General features: G+C 49.4%; 12 protein-coding genes. All 12 read right to left on the reverse strand.

The window, feature by feature from the left end; translation table 11 throughout:
• Window position 1: 1 nt before the first annotated feature.
• The 12 genes from uvrB to DW931_RS03675 all read right to left on the reverse strand — a co-directional run bounded on the left by uvrB (window position 2) and on the right by DW931_RS03675 (window position 16989).
• Window positions 2-1993 carry an excinuclease ABC subunit UvrB gene (gene uvrB, locus DW931_RS03620; RefSeq protein ID WP_118467275.1) on the reverse strand — a complete coding sequence of 664 codons (1992 nt, stop codon included), beginning with the start codon at window positions 1991-1993 and terminating at the stop codon, window positions 2-4.
• Window positions 1994-2277: 284 nt separating this feature from the next.
• Window positions 2278-3465 (reverse strand): MFS transporter, encoded by a 1188-nt coding sequence (locus DW931_RS03625; protein ID WP_118467273.1) that lies wholly within the window; start codon window positions 3463-3465, stop codon window positions 2278-2280.
• Window positions 3466-3722: 257 nt separating this feature from the next.
• On the reverse strand, window positions 3723-4925 hold the full coding sequence (gene bioA, locus DW931_RS03630; protein WP_118467272.1) for an adenosylmethionine--8-amino-7-oxononanoate transaminase: 1203 nt from the start codon (window positions 4923-4925) through the stop codon (window positions 3723-3725).
• A 24-nt stretch (window positions 4926-4949) separates the two neighbouring features.
• Entirely contained in the window at window positions 4950-5633 is a 684-nt protein-coding gene (gene bioD / locus DW931_RS03635; protein ID WP_118467270.1) for a dethiobiotin synthase, read from the reverse strand.
• Between the two features lie 3 nt (window positions 5634-5636).
• Window positions 5637-6185, reverse strand: a complete 549-nt coding sequence (locus tag DW931_RS03640; RefSeq protein WP_227589440.1) for a biotin transporter BioY — start codon at window positions 6183-6185, stop codon at window positions 5637-5639.
• A gap of 234 nt (window positions 6186-6419) precedes the next feature.
• Window positions 6420-8939, reverse strand: coding sequence for a ComEC/Rec2 family competence protein (locus DW931_RS03645; protein ID WP_243015323.1), 2520 nt, complete (start codon window positions 8937-8939; stop codon window positions 6420-6422).
• Window positions 8940-9160: 221 nt separating this feature from the next.
• On the reverse strand, window positions 9161-10123 hold the full coding sequence (locus DW931_RS03650) for a GerMN domain-containing protein (RefSeq protein ID WP_118467265.1): 963 nt from the start codon (window positions 10121-10123) through the stop codon (window positions 9161-9163).
• 201 nt (window positions 10124-10324) lie between these two features.
• On the reverse strand, window positions 10325-11839 hold the full coding sequence (locus tag DW931_RS03655; protein WP_118467263.1) for an ATP-binding protein: 1515 nt from the start codon (window positions 11837-11839) through the stop codon (window positions 10325-10327).
• Window positions 11840-11944: 105 nt separating this feature from the next.
• Window positions 11945-12820: a DegV family protein gene (locus tag DW931_RS03660; RefSeq protein WP_107001290.1), complete on the reverse strand. Its 876-nt coding sequence runs from the start codon at window positions 12818-12820 to the stop codon at window positions 11945-11947.
• A 336-nt stretch (window positions 12821-13156) separates the two neighbouring features.
• Complete coding sequence (gpmI, locus tag DW931_RS03665; protein ID WP_118467261.1) at window positions 13157-14698, reverse strand: 2,3-bisphosphoglycerate-independent phosphoglycerate mutase; 1542 nt, start codon at window positions 14696-14698, stop codon at window positions 13157-13159.
• Window positions 14699-14864: 166 nt separating this feature from the next.
• Complete coding sequence (gene tpiA, locus DW931_RS03670; RefSeq protein WP_022359187.1) at window positions 14865-15614, reverse strand: triose-phosphate isomerase; 750 nt, start codon at window positions 15612-15614, stop codon at window positions 14865-14867.
• 169 nt (window positions 15615-15783) lie between these two features.
• Window positions 15784-16989: a phosphoglycerate kinase gene (locus tag DW931_RS03675; RefSeq protein WP_118467259.1), complete on the reverse strand. Its 1206-nt coding sequence runs from the start codon at window positions 16987-16989 to the stop codon at window positions 15784-15786.
• Window positions 16990-17015: the final 26 nt, after the last annotated feature.

Genomic DNA, 17015 nt, shown 5'->3' on the forward strand with positions numbered 1-17015 from the left:
GTTACGAATTTTCCAAATCCAGCAACATTTTCTTGACCTCTACCATACGGTCACGCAGCACGACCGCTTCCTCGAAATTCAGCTCGGCTGCCGCCTGATTCATCTTCTTCGTCAGTTCCTTTACGAGTTTTTCTAATTCTTGGCGATCCATCGATTCCAGATCCTTTGTTACCTTATTCGTAACTGGTTCGGCTGCCTGCGAGATCGTGATCAGATCCCGGACAGCTTTCTTGATCGTCGTCGGCGTAATGTGATGTTCCTCATTGTACGCCTGCTGAATCGCGCGTCTCCGCTCCGTCTCCTCGATCGCCGCCCGCATCGAATCCGTGATCGAATCTGCATACATGATAACATGCCCCTCGGAATTTCGCGCTGCTCGGCCAATCGTCTGAATCAGGGACGTTTCCGAACGCAGGAATCCCTCTTTATCCGCATCCAGAATCGCCACCAGCGCAATCTCCGGGATATCCAGACCCTCACGAAGCAGATTGATGCCGACCAGCACATCGAAGACATTCAGACGCATATCCCGGATAATCTGGGCGCGTTCCAACGTGTCAATATCCGAATGCAGATATTTGACGCGGATTCCCGCATCGCGCATATAGTCGGTCAGGTCTTCTGCCATCCGCTTTGTCAGCGTCGTAACAAGCACCTTAAACCCTCGATCCACCTCCCGGTTGACCTCCGAAATCAGATCGTCGATCTGTCCCTCGACCGGTCTCACCTCAATCGGCGGATCAAGAAGTCCCGTTGGACGGATCACCTGCTCTGCCCGCAGAAGCTCATGATCTGCCTCATACTCGCCCGGTGTTGCTGAAACGCAGAGAATCTGATCCAGTTTGCTCTCAAATTCTTCAAAATTTAACGGTCGGTTATCCAGCGCCGATGGCAGGCGGAAGCCATATTCCACCAGCGTTTTCTTGCGCGACTGGTCGCCCGCGTACATACCGCGCACCTGCGGCAGCGTGATGTGCGACTCGTCCACAATCACCAGAAATTCATCCGGGAAATAATCCATCAGCGTACACGGCGGTTCTCCCGGTTTCGAACCAATCAGATGACGCGAATAATTCTCGATACCGGAACAGAAGCCTGTTTCCCGCATCATTTCCACATCAAAATTCGTCCGCTCCGCGATTCTCTGTGCCTCCAGAAGCTTATCCTCACTCTTAAAGTAAGCGACCTGCTCCTTCATTTCCTCTAAAATATTGTTTGCCGCAATCTCCATCCGCTCTTTCGGGATGACATAATGCGATGCCGGGAAAATCGCGATATGTCCTAACTGCGCCTTGATCTCGCCCGTCAGCGTGTCAATCTCTGTGATCCGGTCTACCTCATCCCCGAAAAACTCAATCCGGTACGCATCGCCGCCCGAATACGCCGGGTATACCTCCAGCACATCGCCGCGCACCCGGAACGAACCTCGCTTGAAATCCATGTCATTCCGGCTGTACTGAATGTCGATCAGCTTGTGAATGACCTCGTCGCGGTCCTTCTCCATGCCCGGACGCAGGGAAATAACCATGTTTTTGTAATCGATCGGGCTTCCCAGACCATAGATACAGGAAACCGATGCCACAATAATCACATCCTGCCGCTCCGACAGCGCCGCCGTCGCTGAATGCCGCAGCTTATCGATCTCGTCGTTGATGGAGGAATCCTTCTCGATGTATGTGTCCGTGGACGGGACGTAAGCCTCCGGCTGGTAGTAGTCATAGTAGCTGACAAAGTATTCCACCGCATTATTGGGAAAAAATTCCTTCATTTCCGAATAAAGCTGGGCTGCCAGCGTCTTATTATGTGCAATAATTAACGTCGGCTTATTCAGCTTCTGAATCACATTTGCCATCGTAAACGTCTTGCCAGAGCCCGTTACACCCAGTAATGTCTGGAACTGATTTCCTTCCTTGAAGCCCTCCACCAGCTTTTCAATCGCCTGCGGCTGGTCGCCGGTCGGGCTGTATTCTGATACCAACTCAAAATGATCCATTGCTTTCTCCTGATTTGATATAATTCACAAATAAAGAATGTGCCTTTTTGTGTAATAGGGGATTCCAAGGAATTTCCTAGTACACAAAAAATCCCATTAAGTATTTCTATTATACCAAATCCACTCATGAATGTATACATAAAAGCAGAACAAATCAGTACAAACGTTCGATTTCAGATAACTGTTCACAGGTAGGAATTTTCTGAATTTTCTAAACTGAAGATTCCGTACGATACAGTTCTGGTTGCAGATTTTGCCGTCATTCCTATTATTGGTTTACTGTATTATTTCTTTCTTCCCGTGACTACTATCAGAACGATTCCTAATACTCCCATCATCCCCGCATACCCCACAAACGGCACGCTCACGCCCTCACTGAATCTTCCCATCCATTTCAGCACAAACGGCGAACACGCCGCTCCCAGATTGCAGCCGACCAGCACGATTGATGTGGCTGTATTGATAGAAGACTGCGGAATCTGCTCGGAAATCTGGTGGAAGGAATAGGTAACCAGAACGGTATAGAAAAATCCAACGATACTAATGCCAATTCCAATCAGCGGCAGATTGCCCGCATATGCGGTCAGAAGCATCCCCGCTCCAAGCATCAGGCATCCAACCCCCGGCAATTTTTCCTTCCACCACATCGTCAGTTTTCCAAAATAAACACCGGCAGCTATTCCCATCAGCATCATGAGCGTGAGAATGATGCTGGCTTCCGACTCCGTTCCAAGTTTCTTCTCCAAAATCAGCATCGGGACACGCAGGGAATTGGAACAGTAGATGCAGATGACAAATCCCGCAAACAGTGCATAAGCAATGGGCAGGACTTCTTTTTTCCAGCATTCTCTTTTTCCATCTGCCTCCGCTTCCAGACTTTCTTTCTCTGCCCCTGCACTCTGTGAGCCCGCACTCTGTCCCATCTCCATATTCCCCGGAACCCATACAAGATACAGAAGTACAATCACAAATCCGAGCGCATACACCCAAAATGCCAGATTCCACCGGATCAACACCAATTTTCCAGCAACCAGCGTCATAACCGCGCTTCCCAGCACCTCCGCCGATCCGCGGTATCCGAGCAGCGCCGCTTTTTCCCTGCCTTCATAATATTCACTGAAAATGCTGATTGCTTTCGCATTAATGAGCCCAATCCCGATCCCCAGGAAAATCCTGGACGCGAACATCACCGGATATTCCTGTACAAACACCGGTACCATGCCGCTGACCGATAAAAGAAGCAGACCGCCCACAATCATTGGACGGTCTTTCATATAACGCGACAGCCATGCATTCAGCACGATCATGACAGTGATCGCAAACGACGGTGCTGAGATCAACATCTCCACCTGTGCGGTTGTATATTCACTGAAATGCTGCAGCAGCGATGGCAGCACGATCGAAACAGAATACGCCGATGTCAGTATCAATGACAGCGATAGCAGCGCTATTTTCTTCATTTGTTCTTTCATATTGGTTTCTCCCCGAATGTTAGTTTTATACTAGAATTTTGATTGCTTCTGTCCTATCCATTCACAATCGCAGGCAACACAATCCATGTATCGTTTCTTAAAACAATACTCCATATCTTCTATCATAAATGAAATTCATTCAGAAAGAAATACTTAAATTATTTTTTATTCTAAGATAGATGTCTGTTACTGTTCACGCATACGGGATTTTCAGTTCAGAAAATTCCCACCTGTGAGCAGTTACGTTTCTTCGTTACCTATCCCCGCGCAAACCAGTCCTTCATGCACTGAAGCACCTGCACCAGCTCTTCTTCCTTGATAATATACGGAACCATCGCGTACAGATAATTTAAGAACGGACGGCTGAACACGCCGCGTTTGTACGCATATTCCTGATATCCTTTCAGGACTGCCGGATCATATACCTCGACGCAGACGCATCCGCCCATCATGCGGACCTCCTTGATTCTCGGATCGGTAAATCCCTCCATCTCCCGGCGGGTGATGGCTTCGATCTTCTGAATCTTTTCCATGTAGTTCTGCGTTTCAAACAGCTCGATCGAGGCAAGCGCTGCACTGCACGCGAGGGCATTCCCCATGAAGGTCGGTCCGTGCATCAGCGCATGTTCCGGGTTATCATCGAAAAATCCATCAAATACCTTTTTATTTGCCACAGTCGCCGCATGACCAATGTAACCGCCGGTCAATGCCTTTCCGAGAACCAGAATATCCGGTAGCACCCGATCTGCCACAAAGCGGTTTCCGGTTCTGCCAAATCCGGTTGCCACCTCATCAAAAACCAACAGCACGCCGTACTTATCACAGAGTTCCCTTGCCTTCTCCAAAAATGAAATGTCGTACATCCGCATTCCGCCAGCACCCTGTAAAAGCGGTTCCACCAGCACGCAGTTCAACTTGTCATGATACTGTTCAAATGCTTTCTCCAGCGCCGGGATCTCCGTCGGAATGTGAACCACATACGGGCTTGCACCATAGGCTTTCAGCACAAAATGGTAGTCCTCATCATCGCCTGCCTCCATCGTCTTAAAGGTATCGCCGTGGTACGCGTGTTCCAGCGCCAGAATCATCGTCCGCTTCTCATCGCCGCGGTTCATATAATACTGCAGCGCCATTTTCAGCGCTACCTCAACCGCCACGCTGCCGGAATCTGAAAAAAAGCAGTAGTCCAGATCGCCCGGCAGCCAGGATGCCAATTTTTCTGAAAGCCTGCGCGCCGGCTCATGCGTCAGCCCGCCCAGCATCACATGAGAAAATTTTTCCACCTGTGAAATAATTGCCTGATTGATCACCGGATGTTTATATCCATGAATCACGCTCCACCAGGATGAAACCGAATCAATCAGCTTCTGATCCTTCGTGTAAAGATATACCCCGTTCGCATCCACGATCTCATAAGGTGCTTTCATTGTTTTTAACTGTTCATATGGATACCAGATCATTTTTCTTCTCCTTTATCTTCTGTCTTACGCATACAGCCCTTTCAGCGTCTCCGCATCCATGGAAAGCTCCGTATCCCCATCCGCCACACAGGCAACAACCGGAATGCCCGTGTAATATTCACACATTTTCCGGTTATCCTCATGAAGCAGATTCCCCGTCTCATAATGGTTGAAAATAATTCCTTTCAGGGCAATTCCCTGTTGTTTCAGATAATAGGCAGTAAGCCCCACGCCATTGATCGTCCCAAGCCCCGCATCTGCAATCAGCAGGCAGCCAAGCCCGCACGCTTTTACTACTTCTGGAAGACGGATATCCGCTTCGTCTATGCAGAGTGGACAGAGAATTCCGCCGCTTCCTTCCATCGTCACATACTCATATTCTTCACAGACTTTGTGAAAATCTTCCAGCACCCGATCCATCTGGACCGGGTTGCCCTCCAGACGGGATGCCAGATGCGGCGATACCGCCGTCTCGTACACATACGGACACATTTCCTCAAGCGGCTGCCCGATTCCCGACATTGTTTTTACCTGCAGGGCATCTCCTGGAATCAGGCTTCCATCCACACGCCGCTCATTGCCGCTCATTGCCGCTTTATAATACGCCGCATCCGCGCCGCTCTCCCGCAGTTTTTTCACAATCAAGCCTGTCACATACGTTTTTCCAATATCCGTTCCCGTACCTGTTATAAAAATCCCCTTGCTCATCTTTTATCCAAGTCTCCCTCCCTGAATCAGCGGAATCATCCGTTTTCCTATGATGGCAGCCACAATACAGAGCACGATATCGCCCGGAACTGCCAGAACAAAGCAATATAAAAACAGCGCTCCTACGCCGATCGGCGAATTCAGATAGAAATTACTGATCACGTAGTAATAAATCATTCCAAATGCATAGACAATAAAAAGTCCCAGAAAATTAGCTCCCAGCAGGCGCCGGTAACTCGGATGCGTCTTGGCATTGGCAATCTTACCATTCACATACGCCGCAACCGCAAATCCGATGATATATCCAAAACTCGGCTGGAAAATATATCCCGGTCCGCCGCCCTGTGCGAAAATCGGAAGTCCAATTAAACCTAATACGATATAAACCACAACCGCCAGCGCCCCGTTGACCGGACCTAAAAGCAGACCTGCCAACATCGTAAATAAAAACTGCAATGTAAACGGAACCACCGGAACCGGTATCTTGATAAATGCTCCCACTGCAATCAGTGCGACAAACATCGCACACAAAACTAAATCTTTTGTCTTCATGTGTTTCAAACCTTTTTCCTCCTTGGTTATCTGAATGATTTCAGGCATCCGAAGCCATTCTATTCTCGCACATGTACATAAATTTCTCTCCGCAACCCCTGTTCCAACCATCTAAAACAGCAGCGGCCGTTCCAGATCCCGGGTAGTCGAAACAGATGCAGAACTGATTGCAAGCATAACATAGCCTTTTTCTATTGTCAACCTATTATTTTTATATAGTTAACAATTAGTTTTTTATCTGTTTTTATCTCTTTCCTTCCCATAATCTTGTTTCTTATATCCCTTGATATACATACGTTTCCCGTCCGTCCACACATTCACTGCCCCTGAATCCGCCGTTCTCCAGATCTCCGTTCCCGTCTGTTCCAGACGTTCCACCGCCTCCGGTGCCGGATGCCCGTAAGTATTTCCCTCTCCATAAGAGAGCACCGTGAAAGCTGGGGAAAAGCACTCCAAAAACTCCTCTGAGGAGGAACCGTTCGAACCATGGTGTGCAGCTTTTAACAGTGTCACTTTTTCCCCCTTTTTGTCCTCTTCCATTCCCAGAATATCTCTTTCTTCCTCCACTCCAATATCTCCAGTCAGAAGCATACGAAACTTTCCATACGTGACATCAAACACCAGTGAATGACTATTTCGCTCCTCGACCGGCTTTTCCCCCGCCTCCGGGTACAGGCACCGAAGCGCCAGGCTTTTCGCCCGCACCGTTTCTCCCCGATGCAGATAATAGACTTCCGCACCCCGTTTTCTGGCAAGAGTTTCCAGTTTTTTATATGCCTCCTGCCCTTTTCCCGCCGCCGGAAGTGCCAGATTCCGCACCCGGATATCTGCCTCCTCCTTCAAAAGCCACTCGATCCCGTTCGTGTGATCCGCATCCGCATGGCTGACCAGAATCCAGTCCAGCGTGCGGATTCCCTGACTTTTCAAAAATGGTCCCAGCACATTTTTCCCGATTTTTTTATCCTGGCTGCTGCCACAGTCCGAAAGAATTGCCTCATCCCGCGTCCGCAGAAAGACGCCGTCGCCCTGTCCTACATCGAGGAACCAGCTCTGAAAGCCATGAACAGGCTTAACCACTAAAAAGACTACCGCCACAGCAATAAATACACTATTTTTTCCCTGTGCATTCCAGTCTTTTGGAAACCGAAAAATCCCTTTTCTCCCTAAATTCTCTCTTGCTTCTCCCACACTCCACACATATCGAATCCCCAGCGCCACATAAAACACCCCTATTTTCCACATTTCCGGGCGTCCTGCCACGATGGAATGAAACGGCACGCGTTCCACCTGGATGCAAAGCCATTCATACAACTGAAAAATATAATGCCCCGGACCCGTACATGCACTTGCCGCTATTCTGAATATTTCTGGTATTTCTGATATTCCTGATGCTGCACCCCCAAAAGCCGAAAGCACTCCCGCAATGCTACTGCCTCCGCCCATTTCCCCCATTTTTCCTCCCACAAACGCTATACTGTAAATTCCAAGCGCCAGCAGACCGCTTCCGGCTGCATACGTGAGAAGCGGTATCACGATCAGATTCAGAAAAATTCCCCACATTGGAAATGTAAAATAGTGATACAGCTGAATCGGCATCGTATAAAGCTGAATTGCCGAGCTAAGCATGAATGTTTCATATCCTTTCTTTTTTTCTTTCTCTTGTTCCTCCTCTTCCCGCTCTTTTCTCTTTTTTCCCACTTTCCGCAGCCGCTCCGTCTCCAGCCCAATCGCGGCAACCGCGCCATAGGAAAGCTGCAATCCCGCCGAAAAGAGCAGATACGGCGACTGCCACGCCTGCAAAATCAAAGACAGTGACAGCGCACTCAGCAGATCGTAACTCCGCCCCAGATATGCCGCCAGACAGGACACCTCTACCATAAATACCGCCCGGAATACCGATGCTCCAAATCCGGTTACAAAACCATAAAAGGTAAGAAGCGCTGAAGCACCCAGTCCCGCCCATCCATACGATATGCCCCCCAAACGCAGGGCGCTGTAAACGCTCATGCCAATCAAAGAGACATGAAGTCCGCTGACCGCCAGAATATGTGCAATCCCATTATCCTGAAACCGTTCGCGCAGCTCTTCCGATAACCCGGATTTATCCCCCAGCAAAATTGCCTGGAAAATCCCTGCATCTTCTGGAACACAGATTTCCTGAAAAACAGCCGTCGCGTACGCCCGGAAGCATTCTGCCTGACTTCGGAGAGGGGAACTTTTTCCTTCTGAAATAAAAATCCGATCCGCCGTCACCCGGTTTCTGATTCCTAGTCCCCGATAATACATCCGATACGAAAACTGCCCCGGATTGCGCGCTTCTTCCAGAAACTCAGCAGTTCCCGTCAGATGAATCTGACTTCCGCAGGGTGGCAGAATTTTCTCTTCACACATATCCAGTAAATCGCTTTTACACGATATCAGTACCTTTTTTACACTTTCATCCTCTACCTCCACCCCCGTCAAAATCATCGTACACCACCCATTTTTTTCCGAAACAGAATCCAGTGTTCCAGATACCGCCACCTCTGTCGAACCGCCCTTCTGCGTTACCATCCGTTCCAGCGCATCCGGGCGCATTTCCACCGTCATCCGTCCCCATCCTGCCAGGAAACAGAAAAACAGCAGAAAGACACGGCACATCATCGGATCTTTCCAATTCCAGACGCGTTCTGCGTCTGTCTGAAAGTCCGAATCTACCCGTCCTTCTGCTGTTTTTATGACTGCAGGTGAAAAAGAATGTGCCTTGTGTTTCATAGGACACAATTTCCTATGAAACAAAAAAAGCGCTGCTGCAATTATAAACCACACCGTCATGCCCATCTGGTACGCTGCGACCTCTCCAAGTACGAAAGCCACCATCATCCACATTACCGGTCGTTTGATATTCAATTCCTCTTTTCCTGTATTCTACAAAACATCAACAAAATCCCATTGCTGCTCTCTTCCAAATATGGCATATACATTCTGTCTGACAGTTACTTCACAATATACTTCTCCTCTCTCTCCAGAGGCTGCACCAGCGAAATCACATTCCGGTACGTCACATCTGCCGAGCCATTGACCGTGATCTGTACTTTATTTACCGTCTGAAGCTCTGTCAGCGAATCGACGATCGCGTAAATCGGAATATACTCCGCCACATCGATATCCCCGGAAATAAAACCGCTATCCAGGTTGACATAGCAGGTATTATCTGTCAGTGATACGTTTAATACCTTTGTATTTTTCGGCATCACTGAAAGCCCGCCATTCTGGGAACCTGCCAGCAGCTGTTCCACTACCAGGCGTTCCAGCGACGTGTTCATACTGTGAAATACTTCCCGTTTTTCTGCCACCAGACCATCTTTTTCTTCATTGGCAAAATACAGGGTCAGCTCTACTTTTTCATAGGAATTGACATCCGAAATACTGTCTACAAAATCACTTCCTGCGATCGCGCCCACCGGGTTTCCATGTGTGTCCAGAAGCGGCTGTCCCTCGCAATTAATGCTGATATAATCGACTCCCTTAACCTGTGTAAAGGTCTTTGCCAGCGCCGCCCGGCACAGAATCTCCCTCGACGCTTTCATATTCATATATTCCTGATTAAAATTCAGCGTCAGCACGTTATTGTCCCGGTTAATATCCAGGAATTCAACCTTATCGCTTAAAACTGCCTGATACTCCGGGTTTTCCGGCGCCGCAAGGATCTGCCCCGCCAGCTCCCCGATCAGGATCTCAGCGTCCGTCGTCTCCGTCTGATAGGAAACACTCGCCAGCCCCGTGCGCGTCGAATTGAGATAATAAATCTGATAGACTCCGTCCTCGCCCGCCGTCGGATGCACCTCTTCTTTTTTTCGGCATCCGCCCAGAAGAAGCAGACATGCCAGGCAAAGGATCAGCCGCAAACTTACACTTCCTGCCCGTTTTCCAGAGCTTTTTTTTCTTATTTTCTCCATTTATTATTTCCTGTTGTTATTTTGCAATCTATCTCACAATAGACATTTCCCTGACCTCTCATTCGAACACTGCAACACTCAAATACTGCAACATTCAAACACTGAAACATTCGAACACGGCAGCATTCAAACACCGAAACATTCGAACACCGCAGCACCAGCAACCCTCTCGAACCTCTAAACCGCCCAGAACCACGCTGTCTACGGAATATAATTCAACGGAATCCGCACCGTAAAGGTTGCTCCCTTGCCTTCTTCACTCTTCAGGCGGATCGCGCCCTGGTGAAGAAGAATAATATTCTTTGTGATCGCAAGCCCCAGCCCGGTACCGCCTGTCTCGCGTGAGCGCGCCTTATCTACACGGTAAAAACGCTCAAATACGCGCTCTTGGAATTCTTTCGGGATTCCCACGCCATTATCCTCTACCTTCACATAAAAGAACTTGTGGTCAGCATCCAGCGTCACCCAGACTTTTCCCTCTTCGCGGTTATACTTGATGGCATTTTCCACCAGGTTCGAAAGTGCCAGGCTCAACTTTACCTCGTCCACATCTGCCGATACTTCCCGCTTGCTCTCATACGTGATCTCAATGTTCCGCCGCTTCGCGATCGGGGTCAGACGTTTTAAAATCTGTTCCAGAAGACCATTGATCGAAGTCTGGGCAATATTCAAATCCGGCGATGATTTATCCATTTTGACTAACGTCAGCAGATCATCGATAATCTTGCCCTCGCGGTCAATCTCCGCCGAAATATCCTGCATAAACTCCTGATATAGCTCCGCCGGGGCGTTCTCCATCCCCATCAGAGAATCCGCCAGCACTCTTATCGAAGTCAGCGGTGTTTTCAGCTCATGCGACACGTTGGAAACAAACTCCTGACGCGACTGATCCAGGTTTTTCAGTTTCCGGATGGTCTGCATGACTGCCTCCGAAATGTCCCGCGTCTCCCGGTACGTTTTTACATCAATATCCTGATCCAGATTTCCCTCTGCCACCATATCGAGCTGCTGCTGCAGGCGGCGGAATGGTTTCAGCAGGCAAGCCGCCGCCAATAAATCTGCGATCAGAATAAAACAGAACATAACGAGCTGCAAAAATCCCGTCTTATGCACAATTTTCTCCTGCAAAAGCGCCGAATTTTCCGTGGACGCCATCAGAAGAAGGACTCCCTGCACGCCTGCCGTATTTTTCCCATTTCCGGCTGCCACATCCGAATCGATCGGCGCTGCATCCGTGCTTTTTGCCTGAATCGGCTGCGCTACATAGAAATACTTTTTCTTCTGGTTCAGATAGCTGGAAGTTTCCCCGTCAAATGCCTTTAACACATCCGATACAACCAGCGTTTTCCCTCTGGAAAGACCAAATGTGTCTTTCAAAATCTTAAAGCTGTCGTCCACCAGCACGATTCTTCCGTTCATCAGATCCGCCGTTGTACTAAGTTCCGCATCCAGCGCCAGATTTGGATTTCCCGACAGCAGTACATTGATATAATCACTGCTGCGTATCTTGTTTGCTAAAATCAGACACCGGTTCTGCGCTTCCGCCATCCGTTCTTCCACGTGGCTCTGGTAAAAATACCCCGATGTAAAACGAACCTGTACCAGAAGCGGAACCAGCGTCAGGATCAGAAAGGCAAGGAACAGCGGGATTCGCATCCCAATCGTGTGCTCCATCGCTTTCCATATCTTTCTTTTATGTTCTGCTATTCTTCTCATGTTCCTGTCCTGAACGATTACAGTTCACACGCTCTTTGCGTTGCTTAACTTACTGACATTGGCTGTGAACTTTAACCCCGAAATGCTGCTCCGTAACTGCGTTTCTCACAACAACGATCCGATTTCAAGCTTCTTCGTTGCCGCAATCGCCAGCGCTCCCGGTCCGATATGGCAGGCTACACTTAAGGACAGCGGCTCTACACGGACTTCCGTCTCCGGGAAAAGTTCCCGAAGCTCGGCTGCCAGCTCCTGCGCCATCTCATCATTGTCGGTATGCGCTACATCAATATACGTTTTTTCTCCCGTCATATCATCAAACCGATTTTCCAGATCGCGGGTGATCGCCGTGATCATCATGGAACGCGCCTGTTTCATCGTCCGCGCCTTCGCAAATGCGTCCAGCTTCTCGCCCTGTATCGTCAGAACCGGTTTTAAACGGAGAAGTGTTCCGAGCGCTGCTGCCGCTGGTGTGATTCTACCGCCCTTTTTCAGGTATTTTAATGTGTCAACCGTGACATAAATAGTTGAATCCAAACCTGTCTCTTCCAGCTTTTTGCAAATCGCCTCCGCGTCCATGCCGGCTGCCGCCATGTCAAGCGCATCCTGCACCGAACGGCGCTGTGTCACGGAAATCCTGTGATTATCCGCCACCTGCACTTTTCCGTCGAAATCATCTGCCAGCATCTTTGCCGTCTGGCAGGAACTCGAAAGCCCGCTGGACATCGGGATGTGCACAACTGCATCGTATTCCTCCAAAAGTTTTTCCCAGAGATTTAAGATCGTCTCCGGGGACGGCTGGGATGTGCTCACATCGTGATCCCCGCTCAGATGCTCATAAAATTCCTTCTGTGTCAAATTTATATCTTCCAGATACTCGGTTCCATCAATCATAAACGGCATCGGCAGGACATATACGCCCATCTCTTTCGCCTGTGCCTGTGTAATTCCGCTGTTGCTGTCTGTAACAACCGCTACCTTCATGCTTGTTTCCTCCTGTTTTCCCTGTGAATCTGCTGCCATCCTATTTTCCTTTCCGCATAACACTTTCTTTTCTAAAAATGTCTGCCCTGGAACAGCCTCCGAGCGGTTCACATAGATGATTTTATTTTATCCTATTTTCTTATGAAATGGAAGAGAGAAGTAACGGGATTTTCACGGGATTTTCAGTTCAGAAAATTCCTACCTGTGAACAAAAAACTGCCACAAAACAAGCCCCGACCATTTCTCTGTTCATGATCTTTTCTTGCTTTATGGCAGTTTTCCCGATTCTTATTGACGGTTATATTTATACTTTCCTAATATATTCGAAAATTCTCCCTATTTCACCAACAGCGACTCTCCCGTCATCTCCTTCGGCTTCTCAAGTCCCATCAGTTCGATCAGCGTCGGCACAATATCGCAGAGGCGTCCGCCCTCGCGCAGCTTGTACGCCGGGTCAGCGCCGACCAGGATAAACGGTACCTGATTGGTCGTATGAGCGGTCCACGGCTCGCCGGTTGCCTCATCGACCATCACCTCTGCATTACCGTGATCGGCGCAGATAAAGAGAACGCCTCCGGCTGCCTTGATGGCTTCAACTGCACGTCCTACGCAGGCATCGACGGTCTCAATCGCCTTGATCGCAGCCGACTCCACGCCCGTGTGACCTACCATATCCGGGTTTGCAAAATTGATGATGATGACATCATATTTGCCGGACTCGATCGCCTCCACCAGCTTATCGCACACGATCGGTGCGCTCATCTCCGGTTTCAGGTCGTAGGTCGGAACCTCCTTCGGAGACGGAACCAAAATGCGGTCCTCGCCCTCGTTCGGCTCTTCCACGCCGCCGTTGAAGAAAAATGTTACGTGTGCATATTTCTCGGTCTCGGCGATACGTGCCTGCGTCATATGGTGCGCCGCCAGGAACTCTCCAAATGTGTTCTTAATCTCTTCCTTCTTGAACGCAATCAGCTTGTTCCCGATCGTCTCATCGTAATCGGTAAAGCATACAAACGTCAGGTCAAGCTTCTTCTCTCTCGCAAATCCGGTAAATCCCTCATCGCAGAATGCGCGAGTGATCTCTCTTGCACGGTCCGGACGGAAATTGAAGAAAATGACGGAATCGCCATCCTGAATCGTGGCAACCGGCTTTCCGTCCTTCTCTACATAGAACGGTACGACGAACTCATCGTTTACCTCTTTATCATAGGATGCCTGAATGCCTGCACACGCGCTTTCTGCCTTCTCGCCCTCTGCCTTTGTCAGCACATCGTAAGCTTTCTGGACACGATCCCAGTTTTTATCACGGTCCATCGCATAGTAGCGTCCCATCACGGAAGCCACCTCGCCGATGCCAAGCTGCTGCATCTTCTTCTCTAATTCTGCTACGAACTCCTTGCCGGAGGTCGGCGGTGTATCACGTCCGTCCAGGAAGCAGTGCACATACACTTTTTTAAGTCCCTGACGTTTTGCGAACTCCAGAAGTCCGAATAAATGAGTCAGATGGCTGTGAACGCCGCCGTCTGATACCAGTCCGAACAGATGCAGGGCGGAATCATTTTTCTTGCAGGTGTCTGCGGCTGCCAGAAATTCCGGATTCTCAAAGAAATCGCCATCCTCGATTGATTTCGTGATACGGGTCAGCTCCTGGTATACGATACGTCCGGCACCCATATTTAAATGTCCAACCTCCGAGTTACCCATCTGTCCGTCCGGCAGACCGACCGCCAGACCGCTGGCATTGCCGCGCACAAACGGGCACTGGCTCATCAGCTGATCCATGATCGGTGTCTTCGCCTCACACACGGCATTGTGCTCACAGGTATCTCTCATGCCATATCCATCGAGAATCATTAATACGGTTGGCTTTTTTTTCATCTCTTTCTTCTTCCTTTCCTTCCATGAAATGAACCGTTTTTTCTGAAACAACCGGATGAACCAACAATTTTGATTGTTTCAGTTCAAAACCTTCACCTTCTTTTTTTACTGGCAAAAAGGGGACTGCCACGCCTCACACGTGCGACAGCCCCCTTTTGCTCATCTCTTATTTATAATTTACAATCTTTCCAAAATCTGCCTTTAAGGATGCGCCGCCTACCAGACCGCCATCGATATCCGGCTGTGCAAACAGCTCCGGAGCCGATGCTGCAGATACGGAACCGCCGTACTGAATGCGGATCGCCTCTGCGGTCGCCTCATCGTACACTTCCTTGATGCACGCACGGATCGCGCCGCACACTTCCTCAGCCTGCTCGGTGGTCGCTACCTTGCCGGTACCGATCGCCCAGATTGGCTCGTATGCGATCACAGCTGTCTTTGCCTGCTCTGCGGTCACATTCTGGAATGCGATCTTGATCTGCTGGCGGATCCAGTCAAGCGTGATGCCCTGCTCTCTCTGGGTCAGAGTCTCGCCGCAGCAAATGATCGGGGTCAGACCGTGCTCAAATGCTTTCAGTACCTTCTTATTGACCGTCTCATCGGTCTCTGCAAAATATTCTCTGCGCTCGGAATGTCCGATAATCACGTATTTAACGCCTGCATCGGTCAGCATATTCGGGGAAATCTCGCCGGTGTAAGCACCTTTCTCCTCGAAATACATATTTTCAGCGCCAACTGCGATGTTGGTTCCCTCGCACGCTTTTACAACCGGGATAATATCAATCGCCGGTACGCAGAATACAACGTCTACATCTTCCGAAACAACGAGCGGCTTCAGAAGCTCTACCAGAGCTACTGCCTCCGACGGCGTCATGTTCATTTTCCAGTTGCCTGCTACGATCTTTCTTCTAGCCATGACTATTCTATTCCTCTTTTCTGTTTGTTTATTTGTTACTGTTCACGCATACGTGCCCAGTAACGGAATTTGCCGTGGCTTCGCATTTAAATACGGCAAATTCCTGCTGCCACCACGTTTTCTTACGGCACTTTCGGTTCCAAAAGTGCCTACCTGTAAACAGTAACATTTATTTATTATTCGCTGCCGCTACACCCGGAAGCTCCTTTCCCTCTAAGAATTCCAGGGAAGCGCCGCCGCCGGTGGAAATATGGGTCATCTTGTCGCCAAATCCAAGCTGGTTGACCGCTGCTGCAGAATCGCCGCCGCCGATGATCGTGGTTGCTTCGGTGTCTGCCAGTGCTTTTGCAACTGCGATTGTACCCTGTGCCAGAGTCGGGTTCTCAAATACACCCATCGGTCCGTTCCATACAACTGTCTTAGCAGATTTTACGGTGTCTGCATACAGCTTTGCAGTTTCCGGTCCTATGTCAAGTCCCATCGTATCAGCCGGGATAGCGTCAACCGATACATTCTGTACCTCGATCGGTGCATCGATCGGATCCGGGAAGGATGCTGCTACAGCTGCATCAACCGGAAGGAGCAGTTTCTTGCCAAGCTTCGCCGCCTTCTCTACCATCTCACGACAATAATCTAACTTTGTATCATCGACTAAGGATTTACCAATCTCCTTGCCCTGTGCTTTTAAGAAGGTAAATGCCATGCCGCCGCCGATGATCAGCGTGTCGCACTTCTCCAGCAGGTTGGAGATAACGTTTAATTTATCGGCTACCTTCGCGCCGCCTAAAATGGCAACGAACGGGCGAACCGGGTTATCCACTGCATTTCCAAGGAAATCGATCTCTTTCTGCATCAGGTAACCAACTACTGCGGTGTCCACATACTGGGTCACGCCTACGTTTGAGCAGTGTGCGCGGTGTGCAGTACCAAATGCATCGTCCACATAGACATCACACAGGGATGCCAGATCCTTGCTGAACGCCTCACCGTTCTTGGTTTCCTCGGCACGGTAACGGGTGTTCTCAAGCAGAACAACCTCGCCATCCTTCATCGCCTCAACGGCTGCCCTTGCGTTCGCTCCAACCACTTCCGGATCGGCTGCAAATTTCACTTCCTGTCCCAGAAGTTCAGACAGACGAACGGCTACCGGTGCCAGAGACAGCTCCGGCTTCGGCTCTCCCTTCGGTTTGCCAAGGTGGGAGCAGAGAATTACCTTTCCGCCGTCCGCAATCAGTTTTTTGATCGTCGGAAGCGCTGCCACCAGACGGTTTTCATCGGTGATCTTTCCTTCTTTTAACGGTACGTTGAAATCACAGCGTACCAGAACGCGTTTGCCCTTTACATTGATATCATCCACGGATTTTTTATTCAGCATATCCTGTCTCCTTTACATTATAAAAG

Origin of the sequence: Clostridium sp. AM43-3BH, assembly GCF_003479985.1 — a bacterium.
GTDB classification, from domain to species: domain Bacteria; phylum Bacillota; class Clostridia; order Lachnospirales; family Lachnospiraceae; genus Otoolea; species Otoolea fessa.

Excerpts from the sequence above, each read along its gene's own strand:
- tpiA (WP_022359187.1), bottom strand. The coding sequence starts at position 15,614 with ATGGCTAGAAGAAAGATCGTAGCAGGCAACTGGAAAATGAACATGACG.
- DW931_RS03625 (WP_118467273.1), bottom strand. The coding sequence starts at position 3,465 with ATGAAAGAACAAATGAAGAAAATAGCGCTGCTATCGCTGTCATTGATA.
- bioD (WP_118467270.1), bottom strand. The coding sequence starts at position 5,633 with ATGAGCAAGGGGATTTTTATAACAGGTACGGGAACGGATATTGGAAAA.
- DW931_RS03650 (WP_118467265.1), bottom strand. The coding sequence starts at position 10,123 with ATGGAGAAAATAAGAAAAAAAAGCTCTGGAAAACGGGCAGGAAGTGTA.
- DW931_RS03640 (WP_227589440.1), bottom strand. The coding sequence starts at position 6,185 with ATGAAGACAAAAGATTTAGTTTTGTGTGCGATGTTTGTCGCACTGATT.
- DW931_RS03655 (WP_118467263.1), bottom strand. The coding sequence starts at position 11,839 with ATGAGAAGAATAGCAGAACATAAAAGAAAGATATGGAAAGCGATGGAG.
- bioA (WP_118467272.1), bottom strand. The coding sequence starts at position 4,925 with ATGATCTGGTATCCATATGAACAGTTAAAAACAATGAAAGCACCTTAT.
- DW931_RS03645 (WP_243015323.1), bottom strand. The coding sequence starts at position 8,939 with ATGAAACACAAGGCACATTCTTTTTCACCTGCAGTCATAAAAACAGCA.
- DW931_RS03675 (WP_118467259.1), bottom strand. The coding sequence starts at position 16,989 with ATGCTGAATAAAAAATCCGTGGATGATATCAATGTAAAGGGCAAACGC.
- uvrB (WP_118467275.1), bottom strand. The coding sequence starts at position 1,993 with ATGGATCATTTTGAGTTGGTATCAGAATACAGCCCGACCGGCGACCAG.
- gpmI (WP_118467261.1), bottom strand. The coding sequence starts at position 14,698 with ATGAAAAAAAAGCCAACCGTATTAATGATTCTCGATGGATATGGCATG.
- DW931_RS03660 (WP_107001290.1), bottom strand. The coding sequence starts at position 12,820 with ATGAAGGTAGCGGTTGTTACAGACAGCAACAGCGGAATTACACAGGCA.